Genomic DNA, 20544 nt, shown 5'->3' on the forward strand with positions numbered 1-20544 from the left:
GTTATCGAATTAGAACGTGGCTTCCAGTGAGGCGTTGAAGGTGCGCTCTTCCCCGACGTTGTAAAACGGTGTGCCTGCCGATACGCCGTTATACGATCTTGAGTTGAAGCTCACTGAGCGCGCGGAGTCGAGATACGCTTTGTCGAACAGGTTGCTGACGCCAAAGCGTAAGGTGGCGCTTTTCACGATCTTCTTATCCACTGGCAGATAGACACCGGCGCTGAGATCGAAAACGGTACGTCCGCCGATCTTCTCGTCATTGGTCATGTCACCGTAGAACGATCCGACGTAGCGGCTATTCACACCGGCGTAGTAGAGGCCGTCGTCATAGCCCAGCCCGAGGTTGAGCATATTTTTCGGCGCGTTGGCGACCTGCTTGCCCGTGGTGGGGAGCTGACTGCCGCCGGTGGCGAGATTGTTTTTCTGTGTGGTATCGGTATAGGTATAAGCCGCGAAGTAGTTGAAGTTATGAGGCAGCTTGCCGCTCCACTCCAGTTCCAGCCCTTTATTTTCCACTTTCCCAGCGTTGATCATTTCGTAATCGCCAGCGGCGTTACGGCTGGAGATCTGGCGATCGGTAAAGCGGATAAAGAACAGTGAGGCGCTCAGCAGCATGTCCTCATCCTGGAAGCGCCAGCCGAGTTCCTGATTCCAGCTCAACTCAGGCTTGGTATTGATGGAATCGCCAACGTTATACAACACGTAGTTGGGCGGGGTACGCATGTTGCGCGTGATGTTATAGAACACCTGATTTTCGGTATTGATGCGGTAAGCCGCGTTAAAGCTAGGCAGGAACTCGTGGTATTTCTTGTTCTTTTTCTCTGCGACGTTATACAAGCTGCCGAGGTTAGTCCCGTCACGCTCTACGTGCTGATAGGCCAGACCGCCGGTGAACGTCCATTCTGGGGAGAAGAACCAAGTGTCCTGAACCCAGATTTTATGTGCTGGCGTGATAGTAAACTGGTTACGGCCTTGAACCACGTTCCCGTTCGCGTCGGTGACCTGATTCGCGTCGCCGGGTTTGCCGGAGACGTTAACTGGGTTGCCGTCGCTCTGGATCGGGATGAACGGCTGCGTTTGGCGCTGGCGGGCACGCTCGAACCAGTAGCCGATATCCAGACTATGCTCGTCGCTAATATCCCATTTCAGCTTGGTGGTGATACCCGGTCGCCAGGTTTCTGTCCACGACGGGCGATAATAAGTGTTGGAGGTCAGGTTGCTGAGATCGTAGTTACCTGCGCGGTCCGACGTCGCGGATAACACGCTGGCGCTTCCGCTGCCAAAACTGCCGCCGTTCGTTGAGAAATAGTAGGGCTGTAACGTCAGCGCCAGATTATCGCGCAACTGCAACTTCTGGGTGAACGTGACATTCAGGGTTTCAAAGTTATTGCGATTGAGTTTGTAGTATTGGGATATTTGTCCACGGCTGTTGTAGATAGGCGTCGTGGCGTAATCCATCTTGCGTCCATTTTGCTCGAACTGTCGTTTGCTCAGCGTCATGTAGTTGATAGTGTCTTGCTGATTGTATTTCACAATCAAGCTACTGCTGTGGCCATTTTCATGTTCATACAGTCCGTTCCACTCGACTTTATCGGCGCGGGAATAGCCTGCGCCACGCCATTTGTCGGAATCGGTATACGAATAAGAGAGCCAACTGCTGAAACCGTTGTGTTGACCGGTTTCCAGACGTGCAAAGGTCTTGCTGAGGTTGTTGCTGCCGAATGTTTGCTTAACGAAACCACCAAACTCTTTCGCCGGACGGTGGGAAACCAGCCCGATGTTGCCGCCGCTGGCACCGATGTGCGGGCCATCCATTTCTGATGAACCTTGGGTAACGAAGATCTGCTCCAGGTTTTCCGGATCGCCCATGCCGTTCGGGTACACGGCGTAGTCACCGGAATCATTGACGGGAATGCCGTCTGATGACAGGCCGACCTGATCCGCACTCATGCCGCGCATGGTATAGCTGACGCCGCTTAAGCCGCTGGAATCGTTACTGCTGACGTTCAGGCCTGCGGTGTATTTTAGTTTATCAATGGCGTTGCCTGCGGCGGGCATCTTGTCCAGTGCGTCTTTTGTCACGGTCGAGCGCGATTTGGCGCTGTCTTCCTGAACCATTAGCCCTGCGCCGAGCGGTTGTCCCTGTACGTTGATCGTGCCGACATCTGTCGCTTCCTCCGCCAGCGCGGAGCCTGCCAGCAATGCGCCGACGACGGACAAACATACCCCAGAAAGTTTGAACGGTTTCATTTAATATCCTAGTTTTATCATTAGGTTATCTGCCAACATGCTGTTGGCGTTATTTTTGCTGATTCACTCTCTTGCTCAGGTGCGAAACGCTACTGCGCCTGATAATCGAACGTGGCTAAAAAGCGTTTTGTGCTTTGTCCTGCAAAGGCATCGGCAGGGAAGGCCCGAACCTGTTTGATGCTCTGTAAGCTGGCTTGCGCTGCCCGGTTCAGCAGCATGCTGCGTGCTTTGCTGCTGATGCCTGAATCGATAACTCGTCCTGTGCGATCGACTTCTAGCCAGACTTCAACGCGACCTTCAGGACGTTCAAGCGATGCCTGTCGTCCAGTCGGGTAGCGTTTGGTTTGTTCAAGCTGCGCGCGCAGCGCCTGCGCATAGCTGTTTTCCAGCGCGGCGGCATTCACCGACGGCGCGGAAGGATCAACTGGTGCCAGCCGCTTGGCCGGGGCTTCCGGGCGTGGCGTAGTCGGCTTGGCGGGTGTGGGCGTCGGTTTAGGTTTGGTTTCCGCCTTGGGTTTAACCTCGGGTTTAGGCTTCGGCTTCACTTCCGGCTTAGGGGGAGTAACCGGCGGTGCTTCTATAATCGGATCGGGTTCATTAACCGGAATCGGCTCCGGTTCAGGTTGTGGCACAGGTTGTGGCACAGGTTCCGGTTCCGGCTCAGGGAGTGGTTCGGGCTGGGGAATCGGCTCCGGTTCAGCCAGCGTAAGTGCCATGACCGTTTCGTCGTAGTGCTGCTGAACTTTCAGCGGTGGCTGTTGGCTGGCGAAGAACAGGCAGGTGGCAAACACCGGCAACGGCAACCAACTGATGGCGTGGCGTGAGCGATAGAGCTGATACATGTCACAATTTCCGGGTTGCGATAGAAATGGACGAGAACCCACCCTGACGCAGGGTATCCATGACGGCTACCAGACGTTCAACCTCAACGCTTTTATCGCTGTTGATAATGATGGTGGTTTGCTGATCTTGCTGCTGCTGTTGCAACGTCGTCACGAGATCGCTCAGGGCCATTGGCTGCCCGTCGAGCTCAAGATGATCCTGAGCGCCAAGCGTGATGATCGCTTTTTTCTGCGGCTTGAGTTGCTGTGCGCTGCCTGCGGCGGGGAGTTGCGTTTTCAGGCCTAGCGCAGGAATGACGTTCATGCTGATCAGCACAAAGAAGACCAGCAGGAACATCATCACATCGATCATGGGAACCAAATCGATGTGGGCTTTTTGCTTCTTTGGTTCGTTCCAGTTTCTCATTACTCACTTCCCTACAGGCGCGGATGTCTGCATTTCTGAACAGGGCAATCCGCATGGCGCCGAAACAAAGCAGCCAATATAGGTAGGGTTTGTTTAATTTTTTTTACATTTATGTGATTAATTTTTCATATTTACACGAATTGATGGTAATTTTTTGTCAAAAAATAAGTTTTTTGATGTTTTTACATCATTTTTAACAGTGATGAGTGAATACCCTAAGAAAGAGAAAGGCACATGTGGTGGGCGCTAACCGAGAAAAATGAACGGCCAGTGACGTCACTGGCCGGATCGTTATCCTTTTCCGCGCGGTTTCCTGAAGGCGAAAAAGAGTTGGATTGTGTTGCACAGCACCAGAAAGGCGGTGATGACGAAGACCCAGCGGAAGCCCATCAGGGCCGAGACGCCGGAACCCACCAGCGGCCCGAGGACGTTGCCCAGATACATGAATGACTGGTTATAGCCGAAGATACGGCCTGTCACCTGCTGGCTACTGTATTTGACCAGCAGTGCCTGCACGGTTGGCATCAGTGCGCCATCGGCAAAACCCAGCAGAAAGCGCAGTATGCCGAGCTGTGTAGGGCTTTGTACCATCGCCATGACCAGGAACAGCAGCACGCTGATCGCCAGTGCGGCGATCAGGACGCGATGTGCGCCGATTCGGTCGCCTAAACGACCAAGTCGCGGTGCGGATAACAGGGCGGACACGCCGGGAATAGCCGCAATCACGCCGCTGATAAAGGCAATGTTGTCCGTGCCGGGAGCCAAATCGCGGATGAACAGCGTCAGGATCGGGCTGATGGATCCGTTCGCCATCTGGATCATCATTGTCGTAATGAACAGGCAGATGATGAGCGCCGGATACGGCAGCGAAGCGAAGACGGCTTTTCCGCTGAGTCGATTCTCTTTGGTGACCTTAACCACGCTCTCTTTAATGGCGAAAAGCGTAATCAGGAAGCTGATAAACAACAGGCCACCGGTGATGAAAAAGACGATGCGTAGCCCGATATAGTCGGCCATAAAGCCGCCGAATAAGGGGCCGAGAATAACGCCAGCGATCTGCCCGGTCGATAGCATACCCAGCGCCCAGCCGCTTTTTTCGCGCGGAACCTGTGAGGCGATCAGCGCCATCGCGTTGGGAATGTACCCAGAGGTTAGCCCCATGAGCGAGCGCAGGATGAACAGTTGCCATACGTTGGTCGCCAGCCCCTGCAATGACATCACGATCGCCATGCCGAGTGCGGCGCGCAGCAGCATGAGCTTTCGCCCTTTACGATCGGCGAGGCTTCCCCACAGAGGCGCAACGGCGGCTGAGATGAGAAAAGACGAGCTGAAGATCAAGCCGGACCACAGACTCAGTGACTCGTGCGAGTGAACGCCAAGCTGCTCAATGTACAGCGGCAAGAAGGGTAATATCTGACTCATGGCCAGCCCGGTGAAAAAACATCCCAGCCAGGCAGAGAAGAGGTTAAGTTTCCAGGTTTCCATGGGGGTAGGAATGGGCCTTCATTAGCGAATACCAATGGCGAAACCGTGGTGACTGCGCGTGAAAAAGTGTGCTAATCGACAGTGAATAGCGCTCAGTTAATAACGGACAGTGACTAAAATTTCGTCTTTCATCATGAGCATAGCATAGCCAGCGGCGTATTGGTCACTGAGGGTAATGATTCGCAACAAAAGAAAATAATCGTGGGTAAGGGCGGAGTAGGGGGAGTATTAGTGAATTTCATTGTGTGACATGCATCACAAAAAATGTGCTTTCTCTCACCAAGCGTGTACAATTCATCCCCATAAAGCGGGGCATTGCGCCATTAAGACAAGTCATCGCTAAAAAGCCATTCCATCGCTCAGTTAAACAATCAGTTAAGTAAAACCAAGGTGAAAAAAGTGCGTAACTTCTTTAAAAAAATGCTGGCGGCTTACCTGAATACCTATAAAGACGTGCCGCCCGGCGCACTGTTCTAAGAGTCTGTGCTATGCATCGTATGAAACAGGCCGCCAATAGGGCGGCCTGTTTATTTGTGGGACCGACTTATTTTGAGAATCAACATAACGTGGTTCTGAGTCAGTTCCCCTTTCTGTTGTGATATTACTTCGTGCTGTAAACCGGAACGGCCGTCACTTCTGGCACGGCATCGGTCAGGTAAGCACCGGCTGCGCTGCTTCTGACTTCCTCATCATCAATAAAGCCATAGAACACGCCTTGTGATGCAGAAGCGCCGCGAATTTCCGCATCTCCACGCATTTGCGCATTGCCTGACAGCACAATACCGCGCTCAAACGCACCCGGCCCCATGAAGACCGTATGCAGTCGCGCGTTATCGCGTACCACGGTATTACCCTGTAGCACCGTCAGGCCGCCGACAACAGCGCGACCTTCCACCGTTCCGCTCAGAATCGTTGCACGATCTTCAATTCTGGCGTTATCTCTCACCGTCCCGCCGATGACGCGAGCATAAGGCCCGACGTACGCGGTAGGGGCAACATTGGCTGAGTTCGATACCCAGCCGCCGCCGTTTGCGTGACGAGAACCGTTAGCGGTTGGATTCGGCGCGCCAGGCTGGCTGCCTTCCGGCCAGACGCCGGTGAAATCAGCCATCCACGGGTAGCGGTAAAGGGAGTAGTAAGCCTGATCCCACTTGATCTTCTGCATTTGCGACGGTGTGCCCATGACCACCATGTAAATGCCGCGATCGTCCTGACGAATAGTGAAGTTTTTCACTGTGGCAGAGGCACCACGCTGCAATTCACTGTAGCGAGAAACGCCGTCCGACCCGATAGCGACAATACCCCAGCGCCAGTCGGAATTAGGCTGTGGCATGGTCGCTGGATCGTTCTTCAGCCCAGGGAAGCGGGTAATGGCTGATTTACTCTGTACCATGCCGCGAAACTTAACGGTGATTTTCGTCGCACCGCTTTCTGGGATAAGTTTGACGATGTTGTAGCCTAACTGCTGCGGAGCCTGATCGAACGGTACGGAGAAGCGGCGAAGGCTGGCGCTGGCACCGACAACCGGCTCAAGTGCGGTGGTTCTCAGCAAACGGTCGGCGTTATTCTGGTTGGGTTGTACCGCACCATAGCTGCCGTAGGTTGAGCGATAGAAACGACCACGGTCGAAACCATCTGGATCGATGTAATCCCAGTTGACGTTGTGCATAGCCCAGTCGCCGAAGACATCGTTGAATTCAGACTGGCTCCAGCCCATGTTGGTGCGCAAAATAGACAGCGGATCGGCGGTAGACTGACCGCTTTCGCCCCATTTCGGTGCTTTTGCCCACATATCGTTGATGGCACCATAGCCAAAGCGGTTCTTCACATATTCCATAAACTGCCAGTTGCAGTAACGGTTACGTGTTGAACCCAGATAAATATGCGAATAGTTGACCTGCATTTCCGAGCAGTGTGCCGACGTACCGCGGAATTCATCCATCTGGTGCGTCATCCAGTTCGCGTGGGATTCCCAAATCCAGCCAACGTAGTTATCTCCCGCACTCTGGAAGCCGCCGGTTTGCCCCTGCAATGCATGGGTAAATTCGTGCGCCAGCCCCCAGTTATCCTTGAGTGACGCAGGGCCGATCCACATTCCCATGCTGCCACCACCCGCAATCCCGCCGCTAAGCCCAAAGGTCGGGTCGATGTGAATATTGGCTTTATATTTCACGGTCTGTTTGCAATAAGGCTCGGGGAACTGAATTTGGTTAATGAACTTATCCCAAATTTGCTCCAGTTTCTGCCCTGCGGCAACGGCATCATTGCGGTTAACGTCGTTATTATTCCAGCGGAAGGCAAAGTGCTCAGTCTGGTATTTCACGGAAGGCATATCCGTGATGGAACTATCCACCTGCCAGTTACCCGCGACACAAGCCTCAGCGGCGTTTGCCGTATTGATCATCAATGCGCCACTTAAAACGAGTAGACAGTTTAGTGGCGTGATAAGTGTTTTTATTTTTGGCATAAATCCTTTTCCTAGCATGAATATTGCTAATCAGCCTTATTATTTCACGAGAGAGAATTCCTCGTAGATAGATAAGACCCATCCCAAGGCCATCATGGCCTATATCCGTCACACTTCAAGTTACCTGTAGGTTGGCAATACTCGGCTCATATTTGAGCCTTGCCCTGACGGGCCGCAGCAAGCTGCGTTCAAATCGACCAGGTCGATTTGTCTTCGCTCACCCCTGTCATTTACTGATGTAAGCTTCCGAGGGTTCACCGCGTCGCCGCCTGCATGTAACTCGAATTATTTAGGATCTATTTTGCTTAAGTAAAAAATATATCGACCTCTGTAAGAAGAGGCCGATTGGATTATAGATTATTTTTATCTTGTTACCTATTCCATTTTAAATTTTGGTTATGCTTGAGTTTCCTAAAATAAACGTGGTTATTGATGTGGTGCTGTATTACCAAATAAAGCAGGCTGGCGACCAGTAACGAATTAAATGCCGGTACGCCCCACTCAAAGGCTAATCCGACGATGGCGCCGACAATGCTGGCAATAATAGCCGACCAGCCAATCAGCGGCGTTTGTGCACTGTCGGGTAATTGGCCTGCGGCACGGCTGGTTGCGAGCAATGTCTTGTGGGTGCGCAAAATATAATAATCAACCAGCATCACCCCGATAATCGGTGGGAACAGCACGCCTAATAGCGTCAGGAAATCAATAAAGCGATCCAGAATACCCGCTACCGAAAGCAGTGTGCCGATGAGGCCAATGACCAGCGTGATCGAGACGTAGCGTAATTTCTTCCCTGTGACGCCCTCTATCGCATTGGCGATTCCCAAAGAGGAGGAATAAAGGTTGATGTCGTTCACCCTCAGTGTCGAAAATATCACGGCAATCAGCCCGATGCCGCCAGCCGCCTGTGACATGATCGTCACAACGTCTGCGGTGTTGAGCGCACGGGCAATAATGATGGCGAGACCATTCACCAGAAATTCCCCGACGATAATCGACAGCATCGTCATCCAGAAAACGTGTTTTCCTTTTTGGGAATAGCGCGTCATATCGGGAGTAATCAAACTCGCGACGATACAGCCGCCTACGACCATCGTCGCGCCAGCGCTAATGGAAATGGCTTCACCGTTAGGTGCGGAGGCGATCAGTTCAGCAATATTGTGGCCGGAGAGCGTCATGATCGAGATATAGCCGACGACGATGACAAACATCGGTACGGCGATTTTGGCCGTGAAGCGTAACGCTCTGAAACCAAAGGCAACCAGCAGCGTCAACGCAATGCCGGACAGGGCGGCAGACCAGCCAAAACCGAGCTTATCTTCCATCGCAAAGTTAAGTGCTTTGGCGAATACGGCGTTCTGGACACCGAACCAGCCGATGAGGCTAACGGCGATCACTAGCCCAATCAGGACGGAACCAATACGGCCAAAGCCGCACCAGCGTGCGAGCAGGCTGCCCGACATCCCTTCTTTCATTCCTGCGTAGCCCAGCCCCACGGTCACCACGCCAAAAATGGCGCTGCCAATAAAGATGGCGAGAAATGCCTGGCCCAGCGTCATTGAATGGCCGAGCACCGCACCTAACATAAACTGGTCTAGCGCGGTTAACATGCCGATGTGCACTAATGCCACATTTAAAAAAGGCAGCCGGACACTCAGCGGAACGCGGCTGACTGGGTAGTCATCTATTTTTTCCATGTAGATAGGTTCTCTTATATAAATTGAATGCCTTTCTCGATGAGAGAGTTAGGAATATAACCATCGATTCCAAGATGGCGACAAAATTCTTCAAATTGAGGTAACGAATGTACCTCTGCCTTTTGATACATGTTATATATTCTGTTCTCGATTGTTTTTGGTGATATGTTCATTTTTCTGGCTATTTCTTTATTTGATAAACGTTGTAGTATCAAGAAGATAATATCCAGTTCTGATTGGGTGAAAATACTGGTTGTTAATTCGGTTTGTAACGTGGTCGGCTTCTTTTGGTCTATATAGATGAGCGGAGACCGCGTATCCAGAGGCCTGGCATTCCACATCGTACCAATGCAAAGCTTATTTTCATCAAAGATGGGGATCTTTTCACTGACGAAGGGCGTCAGTGTTTTCTTTCCATACCAATAGTGTGTTTCGATAACAGTGACTCTTTGTTCACTATTTTCTGTTAGTCTATCGTGTTCTTTTAAATCGTCAGAAAGTTCCGCCCAACTGGCAGGAAATTCATCATCTAGTCGTCCTTCAATATCAAAACGCATTGGCGTATTGGTATAAAGGTAAGCGGCTTTATTCATGTAAACATGGCGTGATGATAAATCTTTAATACCCCATGGTTCATTTAAACATTCCATCATAATAATCAAATTACGAATATAATCAGTCATGTTTGCTTGTGATGATGGCATCCTGCCCTCCTTAATAGGCCGGAATTAATTCAGCGGATCAATTTAGCTAAGTAATGTCGAGTATGCTTGTGCGCATATCCCGGTAGGTTCCCATATTCTTTGTAGCCCAACTTTTCGTAAAATCCCTTAGCCTGAAATCCGAATGTATCCACATAAGCCAGATGGCAACCACGCTTTAATGCTTCTTTTTCAGCAGCCTGCATGAGTTGGCGGCCAAGCCCACTTTTACGATATTTCTCGCTGACCCAAAGATATTGAACTTCTAATGCACCCCACCAGGTTCTGGAGATTAACCCTGCGATAATATTGTTTTCATCGTCTTTGAAATTTAAAAAGAGAGGGGAAATATCAACAGCTTCGTACTGTTCATTGTGTTTCCAAAGGCTTGCTATTACAAATTCTTCTTCATCCGAATCTGGTGTGTTAGTAATATGTAGATTCATTACAATAAAACCTCATTATTAGCACGCTAAATTATACTTCCAATGTGAATGCTTCTTTATCATATCAAATGTATTTAGGCAAGAGTGAATTTCACTCGTTCTTAGGTGGCTATATTACTCTATGATAAACAGCATAATCTGATAGGCATTGATTGTATTTTGATGATAATCAGAAAGTAAGCACGTATTTGCCTCACCAGGGAAAATACCAGATTATTTATAATAAAAATGTATGTTGTGTCAAAAATATGTTTTTCATGAATGCGTTAATTTTTTATGATTTTTTTGAAATTGGATGCCGACTAAAAACGAGAGAGAGCGTGATAAATCTGACCTAATCCTGAATTGGCGGCTTCCAGACATTTACCTTCACTGCTCAAATATCACCCATTTTCCAGTCACGGGTTTATCCCACGCTGATTGTCCAGAGTCCTAAAAATTACCATGACTTCCGCTGTCGTGAGCGCCTGTACCTTGTGCGCTAATAGCAATTTTCGAGCTAAATTGTAGGAAGACGTTAAGATCATCAGCCTGTAACTCTTTTACCACGGTTGCAGGCCAAAATAAAAAGTCACTTTGAGTCTTTGAATAATGGAAGGCCTTGGGATTTCCGCCAACGTTTTACAAATTTAACAATCTCTTCAGGAGTCCCATCATTGTCATCCTCTGGATAATAAATAACACCATTACCATCTGGATGCCCCACTAGTTTTTCAAAATGGCTAACCCATTTATGATGTTCTTCCTCGGAAGAAGAATTCACTTCAACAATATCTCTAACAAATTGAAGGAAATCCTTTTCAGTATAATCATTTAGCGTGAACTTTATTATTGTCATGAACTCTCCTTGGAATGGATCGTGATATGTCTTTTAGGTGTGGCAATCGACATATTGTCAATATCGTAAACTCCACCACCATCAACTATTCGTATTTTATGGTGAATTTCAAACACAGTCCTTCTCCCAGACTGTTCTTTCGGCACTGCGTAAGGCGAACGACCTTTTTTAATTAGTGCTTTATTAGCAGGCGAAAACTGCACCATTAATTCAGGACACTCTGCCACGGCTAACCAAAACGCCTCCCTGAAATCATCAAAACGCTCAAATTTCTGCCCTCTCAGTTTATCCGCAACCTGAGTAGGCACTGGTGCACCTAATCCTGAACTGGCAGCTTCCAGCCATTTACCTTCACTACTCAATACCTCACCTTTTCCTGTCACGGTTCCGGGCTTATCCCGCTCTGATTGCAGATAAACATAGATCGGCTTTATCTCTGAACCATCAGGAAACACCAAGATCCAGTCATTAAAATCATGCTCATCTGGCACAGGAAACGGTGGCGTTGTAGTTTCCGTTTCATCTTCTGGGATAGGATAGATCAGGATGGTAGGTTGATCGATGGGGTTGACCGGACTTCCTGTATGCGCAACAGGCTCTGACCCCTCTGGCTTTTCTGGTGTCCATGTGATGGTCGGGCCATCCCGACCGGGCGCAGGAGTGAAAGTATAGCCCTGAATTTTCGCATCCCACACCATATTGGCAACACGAACGCCTTCATACGGTGTTCCTTCCCCCGTATGGACTCCATAGACCTGTATTTTTCCATGAATATCAGGGCGCCAGAAAAACCGGACGCGAGTTGTTGCTGTTTCACCAGCCCAGCCTTTACGTCGCAATTCATCTTCCAGCCAATGTTCGTCTCGCCCCGGCACCTTATCACTGCCTTCCCCTGCCGAAGGAATATAAAGCGCGGAGGCCAATGCACCGATATACGGCACCGCTCTTGCCGCACTCAGCATGCCACCAAGAGACCATTCCCCCAAACTTGTGTCATGACTCCCGTAGCAGCCAGTAAACCAACATCGGCGCTGGCGACAGGGGCTTTTTGCTCTTCTGCGGCAGGTTCAGTAAGCGATTTGGCAACAGGTGCCTGAGGGAGTGGTTTGTCATCCGCCGCAACCAACAAATCAAACAGCGTTTTATACCAAGGCTCTTGTGGTGGTAGTTTAGGTGGAGAGAGTTTGGGTGAAGATATCGCCTTTTCTGATACCGTGGTTTTCTTCTTCGTCGCCTGCGCATGTTGCACAACTTCATGCGTATTATCCGCAACATGATGACCATAACCACAGCAGTCATCTTGTTCTGGCTGGGCAAATAGCACCATCTCCCCAAAATGTTCAACGGGTTCTTCTTCCGTTCCTGCCTGCGTACAACCGTCATCAAACAAACAGGATTTAGCGTAAACAGGAGGTGCAGTCAGCATCGGTGTTAGCGCCAGTAATGGCGCACGGCTCAACACCGCTTGCCTTGCGCATTCCTGAACCGGAGAACGATGTGGGGTATCACCAATGATGACGTTACCACTGCCAGAGATAATGACCCCGCCGCAATTGATACTATCCCCAATGCACGCAGCATTTTTACCGTTAATAATGACGGTCGATGAACCTTCGGCGATTTTTCGGGAATGAACACCATGGGGTGCATTGGAACAAGGGCAACCGTGCAGCAGAACGGTATCGCCTTTACGAGCAGCGGGCTGACCATTAATGATAACGTCAGGACTGCCTTCGGTTATCGAGGTTTCGGGGAAGCAGTCATGACCACTTCCGATATCGTTAAGACGGGCAGCACCCGGCATCGTCATTCTCCTTTGACAGTAAACCATTCCTTTTGATGGCTAAATATTGGGCGTTTTTTATGGGGGATTCAATATCGAAACCGCTATCAGGCTTGGATACTGACGTTGTTAACTAGATTTTTATTTAGATTCAGCTCTTCCTCTCAGAGAATTCATCTAATTACTTGAAGGTTATATACGATATAGAATTTGATGTTTGCCGATGATCCGCATTGTGTCGATTATCCCCATTATAATTCTGTGCTGGGTTATCATCATGATTAGAATCCTAAAGGCGATGACTGCTTGCGCTATTGTGTATTCTTACTTACCCCTATCATGTCAGAAGTTTTTGGTGCTTTTTTTACCCTGTTTGTCTCTGTCGGAGAGCCGCTCGGATGTCGTTAAAAGCCTTACGCACGTTGGTTGCGATTGCTCAGTATGGATCGTTTGCCCGCGCGGCTGAAGCCGTATGCCTGACGCAATCTGCTGTCAGCCTGCATGTCCGCAGCCTGGAAGAAGACTTCAAGGTGTCGCTTTTCGATCGCTCACGTCGCATCCCAGTACTCACCGAAGCCGGACATCGTGCGGTGGAGCAGGCGCGGGATATCCTTGCGCAGTATGACGGCATTGCCGCCGAGTTAGGCGAGGGTGGGGAACTGGCCGGACGCCTGCGAATTGGCGCGATCCAGACCGCACTGGCTGGCGTTTTGCCCGCTGCGCTGGCCGCATTGCGTCGCGCTCATCCACGCTTGCGTGTTCTGGTGAATTCGGGGATGTCGGCGGAGCTGGCAATTCGTATTGATGCTGGCGAACTGGACGCCGCTGTGACCACCGAGCCGGTAAAACCTTATCCAACCGGTCTGGTGAGCACGCCATTGTATCAGGAAGGATTCTGGATCGTTGCCCCACCGACGCTGGCATCTCTGGATGCCAGACAGCTCCTGCAAGATCGTCCTTTCATTCGTTTCGATCGTCGTGCCTGGGCTGGGCGAACTATCGATCGCGAGCTGCGTCGCCAGCGGCTGCGGGTACAAACCGATATGGAGCTGGACAGTCAGGACGCGATTATTCAGATGGTTGCCAGTGGGCTTGGCGTAGCGGTGATTCCACTGTCCGAGCGGGAGAAGAACCGTTTAGATAATCTGGTCTGTACCCCATTCGGCGAACCTCAGCAGCAGCGTCGTGTTGTGCTGCTGGAGCGCGAAGACCGCCCAGCGGCGCGCCTTGCTGCGGCGCTGGCGGAAGCGATTCGAACACAGTCTGGTGACGATGTCATCCATGAGAAATAATTGAGTTAATGTCGATTTAATCTCGTTTTTTTCTCATCAGAAGTCCCGCTATGGTAGTGCCTGTTTCTTCACTTTCAGGTACTGACTCATGGTGTCTAACCCGCAATCCTTCTTTCTTTCATTTTCTGCGCCGTGGTGTTTCAGCCTATGATCGTCTCGCTCCTGCTGGCGCTGTTGCCTATCGCGCTACTGATCGTGTTGGGAGCGTGGTTACGTCAGCGCGCTTTTCTGACGGCGGCATTTTGGCCACAGGCTGAAAGGCTGGGTTATTACCTTCTGCTTCCCGCACTATTTCTGCATGGGCTGGCGACAGCGCGTCTGGATGGCGTGCCGGTAGCAGCGATGATCCTGACGCTGGTGTGCTCGACGCTGGCTGTCGCTGTCGGGCTGGTTGCAGTACGCCGCTGCTTTCCCGTTGATGATGCGGCGTTTACCTCGATATTTCAGGGCGGCGTCCGTTTTAATAACTACGTTGGCGTGTCTGCTGCTGCCGGGCTATTTGGTGCACACGGTGTGGCGCTTGCCGCCGTCGCGAACGCGGCGATTGTGCCGACGGTCAATATTCTCTGTGTCTTGATTTTCGCCCGCTACGGTAATGCTGGGACGCCGTCATTCAAGAATATCGTGCGGCTGCTGGCGCTAAACCCGCTGGTGGTGGCCTGTGCCATCGGCATTACTTTGCAGATTACCGAGTTAGGGTTGCTGCCGGGGATTGAACCAGTAATGAAATCATTGGGACAGGCGTCGCTGCCGCTCGGGCTGCTGTGCGTGGGCGCGGCGCTGGATTTCTCTGCCGCGCGTAGCTGGCTGCGTCCTGTAGTGATTGCATCATGCGCGAAATTTATTGCGATGCCGCTGGTGACGATCGTCGCCTGCCACCTCTTTGGTCTGTCTGGCCCAGCGGCGATTGCCGCACTGCTGTTTCAGGCGCTGCCGACGGCATCGTCGTCTTACATCATGGCTCGTCAGATGGGTGGTGATGCGCCATTGATGGCGGGCATCATTGCGGTTCAGACACTGGTGGCGGGCATTGCGCTGCCGATTGCCGTCCTTGGGCTGAGCGGACTGTCATAAATTCCTCGAATGTTCTTTTTGTAACAATGCCTTGCTAACGATGTGGTGATTTGTTCTTTTTTATCTATTTGTATTTTAAGTAAATTAATCCTTGCGTTGAAATGACAATAATAATGAGTATAGTTATCATTTACCTTTCCGTGCAAATGTTGACAAAAAACGCCTCAGCATCTCGCCAAAATCACCATCAGTTAACCGAGGATATACCATGTCTTTTAGAGTTACTCGCGCCGAAAAAACGCGCGTTTGTGATTCTTCGCTGGCCGGAGCAAAACCATTCGGAGTCTCTCTTCTTGCCCTGTTGATCTCAGCCTCTTTCCTGCCCGCTCAGGCCGCTGCCGAAGAAAATCCCGCTTCAGGCGATACGCTTGTCGTTAGCGCTAATGCCAATGCCAACGCGGAAGCCAGCGATCCGCAGGATTACAGCGTGAAAGTGACTAACGCCGGAACGAAGATGACGCTGACACCGCGTGATATCCCACAGTCGGTGAGCGTCATCAGCCAGCAGCGTATCGAAGATCAGGGTCTGGAAACGATTGGCGAGGTGATGGCTAACACGACGGGTGTGTCTTCTAAAATTATCGACTCCGAACGTGTGACGTATTTCGCGCGTGGCTTCCGCATCAATAATTATCTGTTCGACGGCATTCCGACGGTGGTTAACGAAATCTGGGATTTTGGTGATTCAGGCTCAGACACGGCGATCTACGATCGTATCGAAGTGGTGCGTGGGGCGACTGGGTTAATGACCGGAACGGGCAACCCTTCTGCCGCGGTAAACATGGTGCGCAAGCATGCGGACAGCCGCGAGTTCAAAGGCTCAGTATCCGGCAGCTACGGTTCGTGGGATAAACAACGGATGGTGGCCGATCTGTCTGCACCGCTGACGGAGTCCGGTAATGTGCGTGGACGCGTCATTGCGGGCTATCAGGATAACGACACCTGGCTCGATCGTTACCACAACCGCAAAAAATTCCTCTACGGCGTGATCGATGCCGATGTGACTGATTCGACGACGCTCTCCCTCGGTTATGATTATCAGGAAGCCAATACCGATAGCCCAACGTGGGGCGGCTTGCCGACGTGGTTCACTGACGGCAGCCGTACGCATTTCGGCCGTAGTGTTAACTCTGCACCGAACTGGAGCTACTCCGATAAAACATCGAGAAAAGTTTTTGCCGATCTAACCCAGCGTTTTGATAACGGCTGGCAGGTGCGTATGAACGGAACGCATGGTGAAACCAACTTCGATTCCAAGCTGATGTATGCCAATGGTTTCCCAGATAAAGATACCGGAATACTGGTTGATCCGTTCGGCGGTAATGTTGGTGCTTACGGTGGATGGAATAAGGGTACCCGTAAAGTTGATGCGATGGATACCTATGCTTCCGGCCCGTTCGAACTACTGGGACGCCAACATGAATTGGTAATAGGCGGCAGCTACAGTCGACAACGTAGCCAGTTCTATAACACGCAATCCACGATCAGCCCGACAGATATGGGTAATTACTATAACTGGGATGGCAATATTGCCGATCCGACATGGGGATCTTGGGTTAATGGAACTTTTGTGGGGGGCGTTTGGGCTGACTATGAACACTCAACCACGCGCCAAAAATCGCTCTATACCTCAGCCCGTTTCTCTCTGGCCGATCCGCTGCATCTGATTGCAGGCGCGCGGTATACCGACTGGAGCATCATTGGTTCGACGGGTGACACCAGCAATAATCGCGTCACGCCTTATGTGGGTCTGGTGTATGACATTGACGAGACCTAGTCGGCGTACGCCAGCTATACCGATATCTTCCAACCGCAAACGTATAAAGATAGTAATAAAAAATACCTGTCTCCGACGACGGGAAAAAACTACGAAACCGGTGTTAAAGGAGACTGGTATAACAGTCGCCTGACCGCGTCGGTATCCGTTTTCCGTATCGAACAGGATAATGTGGGACAGTCAACGGGAATCGCGATTCCCGGCGGTGGTGGCGAATTTGCCTACCGTTCAGTTGATGGTGTCGTCAGCAAAGGGATCGAATTTGAAGTCAACGGTGCGGTGACGGATAACCTGCAAATGACGTTTGGCGGTTCGCGCTATGTTGTTGACGATCAAGATGGTCAGTCGGTTAACCCAGAACAGCCGCGCACGTCGTTCAAGCTGTTTACCCGCTACCAGTTGCCAATGGTGCCGGACTTAACCGTTGGCGGCGGCGTGAACTGGCAAAATGGCATCTGGCAGGAAGGCTCTGGCCCGCAAAACACCACGCTGCGTGCCGAGCAGGGCAGCTATGCGCTGGTTAACCTGTTTGGCCGCTATCAGGTGACCAAACAGCTGGCGGTACAGGCGAATATCAACAACCTGTTTGATAAAGAGTATAGCGACTACCTTGCGCCTTATGCCGTGTATGGCACGCCGCGCAGCGTCTCGATGACCGTCAACTATGCTTTTTGACGATCAGCGCTTTCTGACGAGCAACGCTTTCTGACGATCGATAATGTCGTCTAAATCTTAAATAAAACATCATCCCCCGCCGACAGCATCGGCGGGGGATTTTCTCAACGAATCAGCGATGGCCGTTTGGCGTTAAACGACCAGTTGGGGATTAAAAACTGCATACCGAGCGCGTCGTTACGGTTTTTATCTGGGAGTGACAGATAAAGTCGGTGCGCCTCCTCCACCCGTTTCCTGTTCAGCGTAATCCCTAATCCCGGTCCTTCCGGCAAATGTAAATGGCCTTTTTCAATCCGCGGGGCTTCATGGGTGAGCTGTTGCCCATCCTGCCATATCCAGTGGGTATCAAACGGCGTGATGCGTTCGCCCGGCGCGGCGGCACCCAGATGAGCCACCATGGCGAGCGAGATATCGAAATGGTTGTTGGAATGGCAGCCCGTGGTTAATCCCCATTCGTGGCACAGCTGCGCCACGGTATTGGCATGGCGCATGGTCCAGAAGTGCGGATCGGCTAGCGGAATATCGATGGCGTTCAACTGGAGTGCGTGATTAAGTTGGCGCCAGTCGTTAGCAATCATATTGGTTGCTACGGGAATGTTGGTGGCGCGTCGGAATTCGGCGAGGGTTTCCCGGCCGGAATAGCCGTTCTCTGCGCCGCACGGATCTTCCAGATACGGTATTTGCCCCTGTAGCTCCCGACCTAAGCGTATTGATTCATCCAGAGACCAACTGGCGTTGGGATCCACGGTAACCCGCGAGCCTGGGAAGTGGCGCAGCAGCGTTTTTACCGTCTCAACCTCTTTTTCGCCGTGATGCACGCCGCCCTTGAGTTTGAAATCGTTAAAACCGTAAAGATCGCTGGCGGCTTCTGCCAGACGAATCACGCCGTCGTCGTCCATGGCTGCCTGATGGCGCAGATAAAACCAGTCGTGTTTTCCGGTTTCGCCGGGCAGGTAATTCATATCGGTTTTCGTGCGGTCGGCAATGTAAAAAAGGTATCCCAGAATCGGAATCGACTCGCGCTGCTTGCCGCTTGCCAGCAGTTCTGCGACCTGAAGGTTTAAGAACTGACCGGTCAGATCCAGCAGCGCGGCTTCCGTCGCGGCGACCGCATTATAAAATTTCTCCGGGTTCATCTGTGGAATGTGAATCGCGGTATTGTCGCTTTGTCCGCTACTCAGATTGCGCTTATCGCTTTTAAACAGCGTGCTCAGCGTGGTGTTCAGCTTGAGTAATGAGGTTCCCTCCACCTGTGGGATGAAATCGTTGAGCACCGAGAGCGTGCTGGAATGGCAGGGGCATTCCCCTACGCCGGTATTGCCCGCACTGTCTGTCAGCGTCACCAGAATCCGGGTGAAGTAGCAGTTGTGCGCACCGCCAATATTCAAAAGCATGCTGTCATATCCGGCGACCGGAATGACCTCCATTTTTTTAATGATAGGGCTGTCAGACATTTCGATGCTCCATAGGTTTGAATGAACTGGGCGGCGTGGCGTGTGTGCTACGCAGCAATAAGAACAGACCGGTGACGACGGAAACGGCGGTCAGCGAATAGAGCCCGCCCGTTGTGCTGCCGGTTTTTAATTCCAGATAGCCAAAGACGGTAGGCGCGACGAAGCCCCCGAGGTTGCCGATGGAGTTGATCAGAGCGATCCCCGGTGCGACGATGGATGCAGGCAGGTTGCCCTGCGGCATGGGCCAGAAGAAGGTGGCGCTGACCTTTGAGCCAATGCAGGCAACGATCATGGCGAGGAAGCCGAACCACGGCGATCCGATCGTCGCCATAAACGTGCCGCAGGCGGCAATCAGCATGGCGACGCCTAGCGCTTTAGGTAAATGCTGGCGATGTTTGTCGCTAAATTTGCTGACAAGGTTGATGGCGATAATGGCGCACAGCCAAGGGATGGCGGTAAGCAGCCCGATACCGAAACTGCTGAACCCCTGAATACGTTGGATAATCTGCGGGAGCCAGAACACCAGCGTGTAACCCGTCATGGTCATGGTAAAGAAGATGGCGCAGTAGAACAGCGTTCTGCGGTCCGTCAGTAAACGTAGTTTTCCGGTATTTTCCTGCTGTGCGTCGCGCTCTATTTCTTCCTGTTGTAGCTGTTGCTCCAACGCCTGTTTTTCTTCTGCACTGAGCCAGCGGGCTTTATCAGGGCTGGAGACCAGTACGAAAGCTGCCAGAATCCCGACCAAAATCGACCCCGCGCCTTCTAAAAACATCACCCATTTCCAGCCTGCAATGCCGAGGAAATCATGCATCATCAGGATGGCTCCGGTAATCGGGCCGGAGAAGAGAAACGCCCCCGCGCTGGCACTGAGGATCAGCGCCGTTGCCCGGCCGCGCCAGGCGTTAGGCACCCAGAGCCGGAAGTAATACAGCACGCCGGGGAAGAAACCCGCTTCTGCTACGCCGAGTAAAAAACGCAGGACATAAAACTGGATAGGGCTGGTGACAAAGCCCGTCGCGACCACGACGGCTCCCCAGGTAATCATGATGCGAGTCAGCCACACTCGCGCCCCGAATTTCTTCATCATCAGGTTACTGGGCACTTCAAACAGCGCATAGCCGATAAAGAAAAGCCCTGCGCCAAGACCAAATGCCGCCGCGCTGATGCCAGCATCGGTCTGGAGTTCTGCTTTTATAAATCCGATATTTGACCTATCTATTTGATTAATAATCAACATAACGGCCAGCATCGGGATAATACGCTTGAAGAATTTGGCAATGGCCGAGGCGAGATGTGCCTCTCTGGTGTGGGCAGATGATAAGGTTGTTGTCGCTGTCATTTTTTACACCTTGCGTAG

The 20544-nt window shown here is 51.5% G+C and carries 14 protein-coding genes and 2 pseudogenes; 4 read left to right on the top strand and 12 right to left on the bottom strand.

Going from position 1 to position 20544, the window contains the following annotated elements:
• Positions 1 to 9: 9 nt before the first annotated feature.
• The 4 genes from EO763_RS04300 to EO763_RS04315 form a co-directional block, all read right to left on the bottom strand.
• Positions 10 to 2250, bottom strand: coding sequence for a TonB-dependent receptor family protein (locus EO763_RS04300; RefSeq protein ID WP_161528198.1), 2241 nt, complete (start codon positions 2248 to 2250; stop codon positions 10 to 12).
• A gap of 89 nt (positions 2251 to 2339) precedes the next feature.
• Complete coding sequence (locus EO763_RS04305; protein WP_161528199.1) at positions 2340 to 3092, bottom strand: energy transducer TonB; 753 nt, start codon at positions 3090 to 3092, stop codon at positions 2340 to 2342.
• Between the two features lies 1 nt (position 3093).
• Positions 3094 to 3498 (bottom strand): ExbD/TolR family protein, encoded by a 405-nt coding sequence (locus tag EO763_RS04310; RefSeq protein WP_010301909.1) that lies wholly within the window; start codon positions 3496 to 3498, stop codon positions 3094 to 3096.
• A gap of 291 nt (positions 3499 to 3789) precedes the next feature.
• Complete coding sequence (locus tag EO763_RS04315; protein ID WP_103861286.1) at positions 3790 to 4983, bottom strand: multidrug efflux MFS transporter; 1194 nt, start codon at positions 4981 to 4983, stop codon at positions 3790 to 3792.
• Between the two features lie 420 nt (positions 4984 to 5403).
• Between EO763_RS04315 and azuC the strand changes: the two genes are divergently transcribed.
• Positions 5404 to 5460: a stress response protein AzuC gene (gene azuC, locus EO763_RS23875; RefSeq protein ID WP_125176151.1), complete on the top strand. Its 57-nt coding sequence runs from the start codon at positions 5404 to 5406 to the stop codon at positions 5458 to 5460.
• Between the two features lie 124 nt (positions 5461 to 5584).
• Here azuC and EO763_RS04325 read toward each other — a convergent pair whose 3' ends face one another.
• The 6 genes and pseudogenes from EO763_RS04325 to EO763_RS23880 all read right to left on the bottom strand — a co-directional run bounded on the left by EO763_RS04325 (position 5585) and on the right by EO763_RS23880 (position 12936).
• Entirely contained in the window at positions 5585 to 7450 is a 1866-nt protein-coding gene (locus EO763_RS04325) for an Svx/AvrXca family virulence/avirulence protein (protein WP_161528200.1), read from the bottom strand.
• A 371-nt stretch (positions 7451 to 7821) separates the two neighbouring features.
• Positions 7822 to 9147, bottom strand: a complete 1326-nt coding sequence (locus EO763_RS04330; RefSeq protein WP_039494812.1) for a purine-cytosine permease family protein — start codon at positions 9145 to 9147, stop codon at positions 7822 to 7824.
• A gap of 14 nt (positions 9148 to 9161) precedes the next feature.
• Positions 9162 to 9851: a helix-turn-helix transcriptional regulator gene (locus EO763_RS04335; protein WP_039507695.1), complete on the bottom strand. Its 690-nt coding sequence runs from the start codon at positions 9849 to 9851 to the stop codon at positions 9162 to 9164.
• Positions 9852 to 9880: 29 nt separating this feature from the next.
• Positions 9881 to 10294 carry a GNAT family N-acetyltransferase gene (locus EO763_RS04340; protein ID WP_044208063.1) on the bottom strand — a complete coding sequence of 138 codons (414 nt, stop codon included), beginning with the start codon at positions 10292 to 10294 and terminating at the stop codon, positions 9881 to 9883.
• A gap of 571 nt (positions 10295 to 10865) precedes the next feature.
• Positions 10866 to 11132, bottom strand: a complete 267-nt coding sequence (locus EO763_RS04345) for a bacteriocin immunity protein (RefSeq protein WP_039472102.1) — start codon at positions 11130 to 11132, stop codon at positions 10866 to 10868.
• A pseudogene (locus EO763_RS23880) lies at positions 11129 to 12936 on the bottom strand (S-type pyocin domain-containing protein). Before EO763_RS23880 ends, EO763_RS04345 begins: the two are co-directional and overlap by 4 nt.
• A 377-nt stretch (positions 12937 to 13313) precedes the next feature.
• On the opposite strand from EO763_RS23880, the gene EO763_RS04355 reads away from it, so the two are divergent.
• From EO763_RS04355 to fhuE, 3 genes and pseudogenes are all read left to right on the top strand, one after another.
• Positions 13314 to 14207: a LysR family transcriptional regulator gene (locus EO763_RS04355; RefSeq protein ID WP_161528201.1), complete on the top strand. Its 894-nt coding sequence runs from the start codon at positions 13314 to 13316 to the stop codon at positions 14205 to 14207.
• A gap of 147 nt (positions 14208 to 14354) precedes the next feature.
• Positions 14355 to 15281 (top strand): AEC family transporter, encoded by a 927-nt coding sequence (locus EO763_RS04360; protein WP_161528202.1) that lies wholly within the window; start codon positions 14355 to 14357, stop codon positions 15279 to 15281.
• A gap of 208 nt (positions 15282 to 15489) precedes the next feature.
• Positions 15490 to 17733, top strand: a pseudogene (gene fhuE, locus EO763_RS04365) (ferric-rhodotorulic acid/ferric-coprogen receptor FhuE).
• A gap of 104 nt (positions 17734 to 17837) precedes the next feature.
• On the opposite strand, the gene EO763_RS04370 reads toward fhuE, so the two are convergent.
• Both EO763_RS04370 and EO763_RS04375 read right to left on the bottom strand, forming a co-directional pair.
• Positions 17838 to 19187, bottom strand: a complete 1350-nt coding sequence (locus tag EO763_RS04370; RefSeq protein ID WP_161528203.1) for an enolase C-terminal domain-like protein — start codon at positions 19185 to 19187, stop codon at positions 17838 to 17840.
• Entirely contained in the window at positions 19180 to 20526 is a 1347-nt protein-coding gene (locus EO763_RS04375; protein WP_161528204.1) for an MFS transporter, read from the bottom strand. The genes EO763_RS04370 and EO763_RS04375 overlap by 8 nt, the downstream gene beginning before the upstream one ends.
• Between the last annotated feature and the right edge of the window lie 18 nt (positions 20527 to 20544).

This window comes from Pectobacterium odoriferum, from assembly GCF_009931295.1.
Taxonomy (GTDB): Bacteria; Pseudomonadota; Gammaproteobacteria; order Enterobacterales; family Enterobacteriaceae; genus Pectobacterium; species Pectobacterium odoriferum.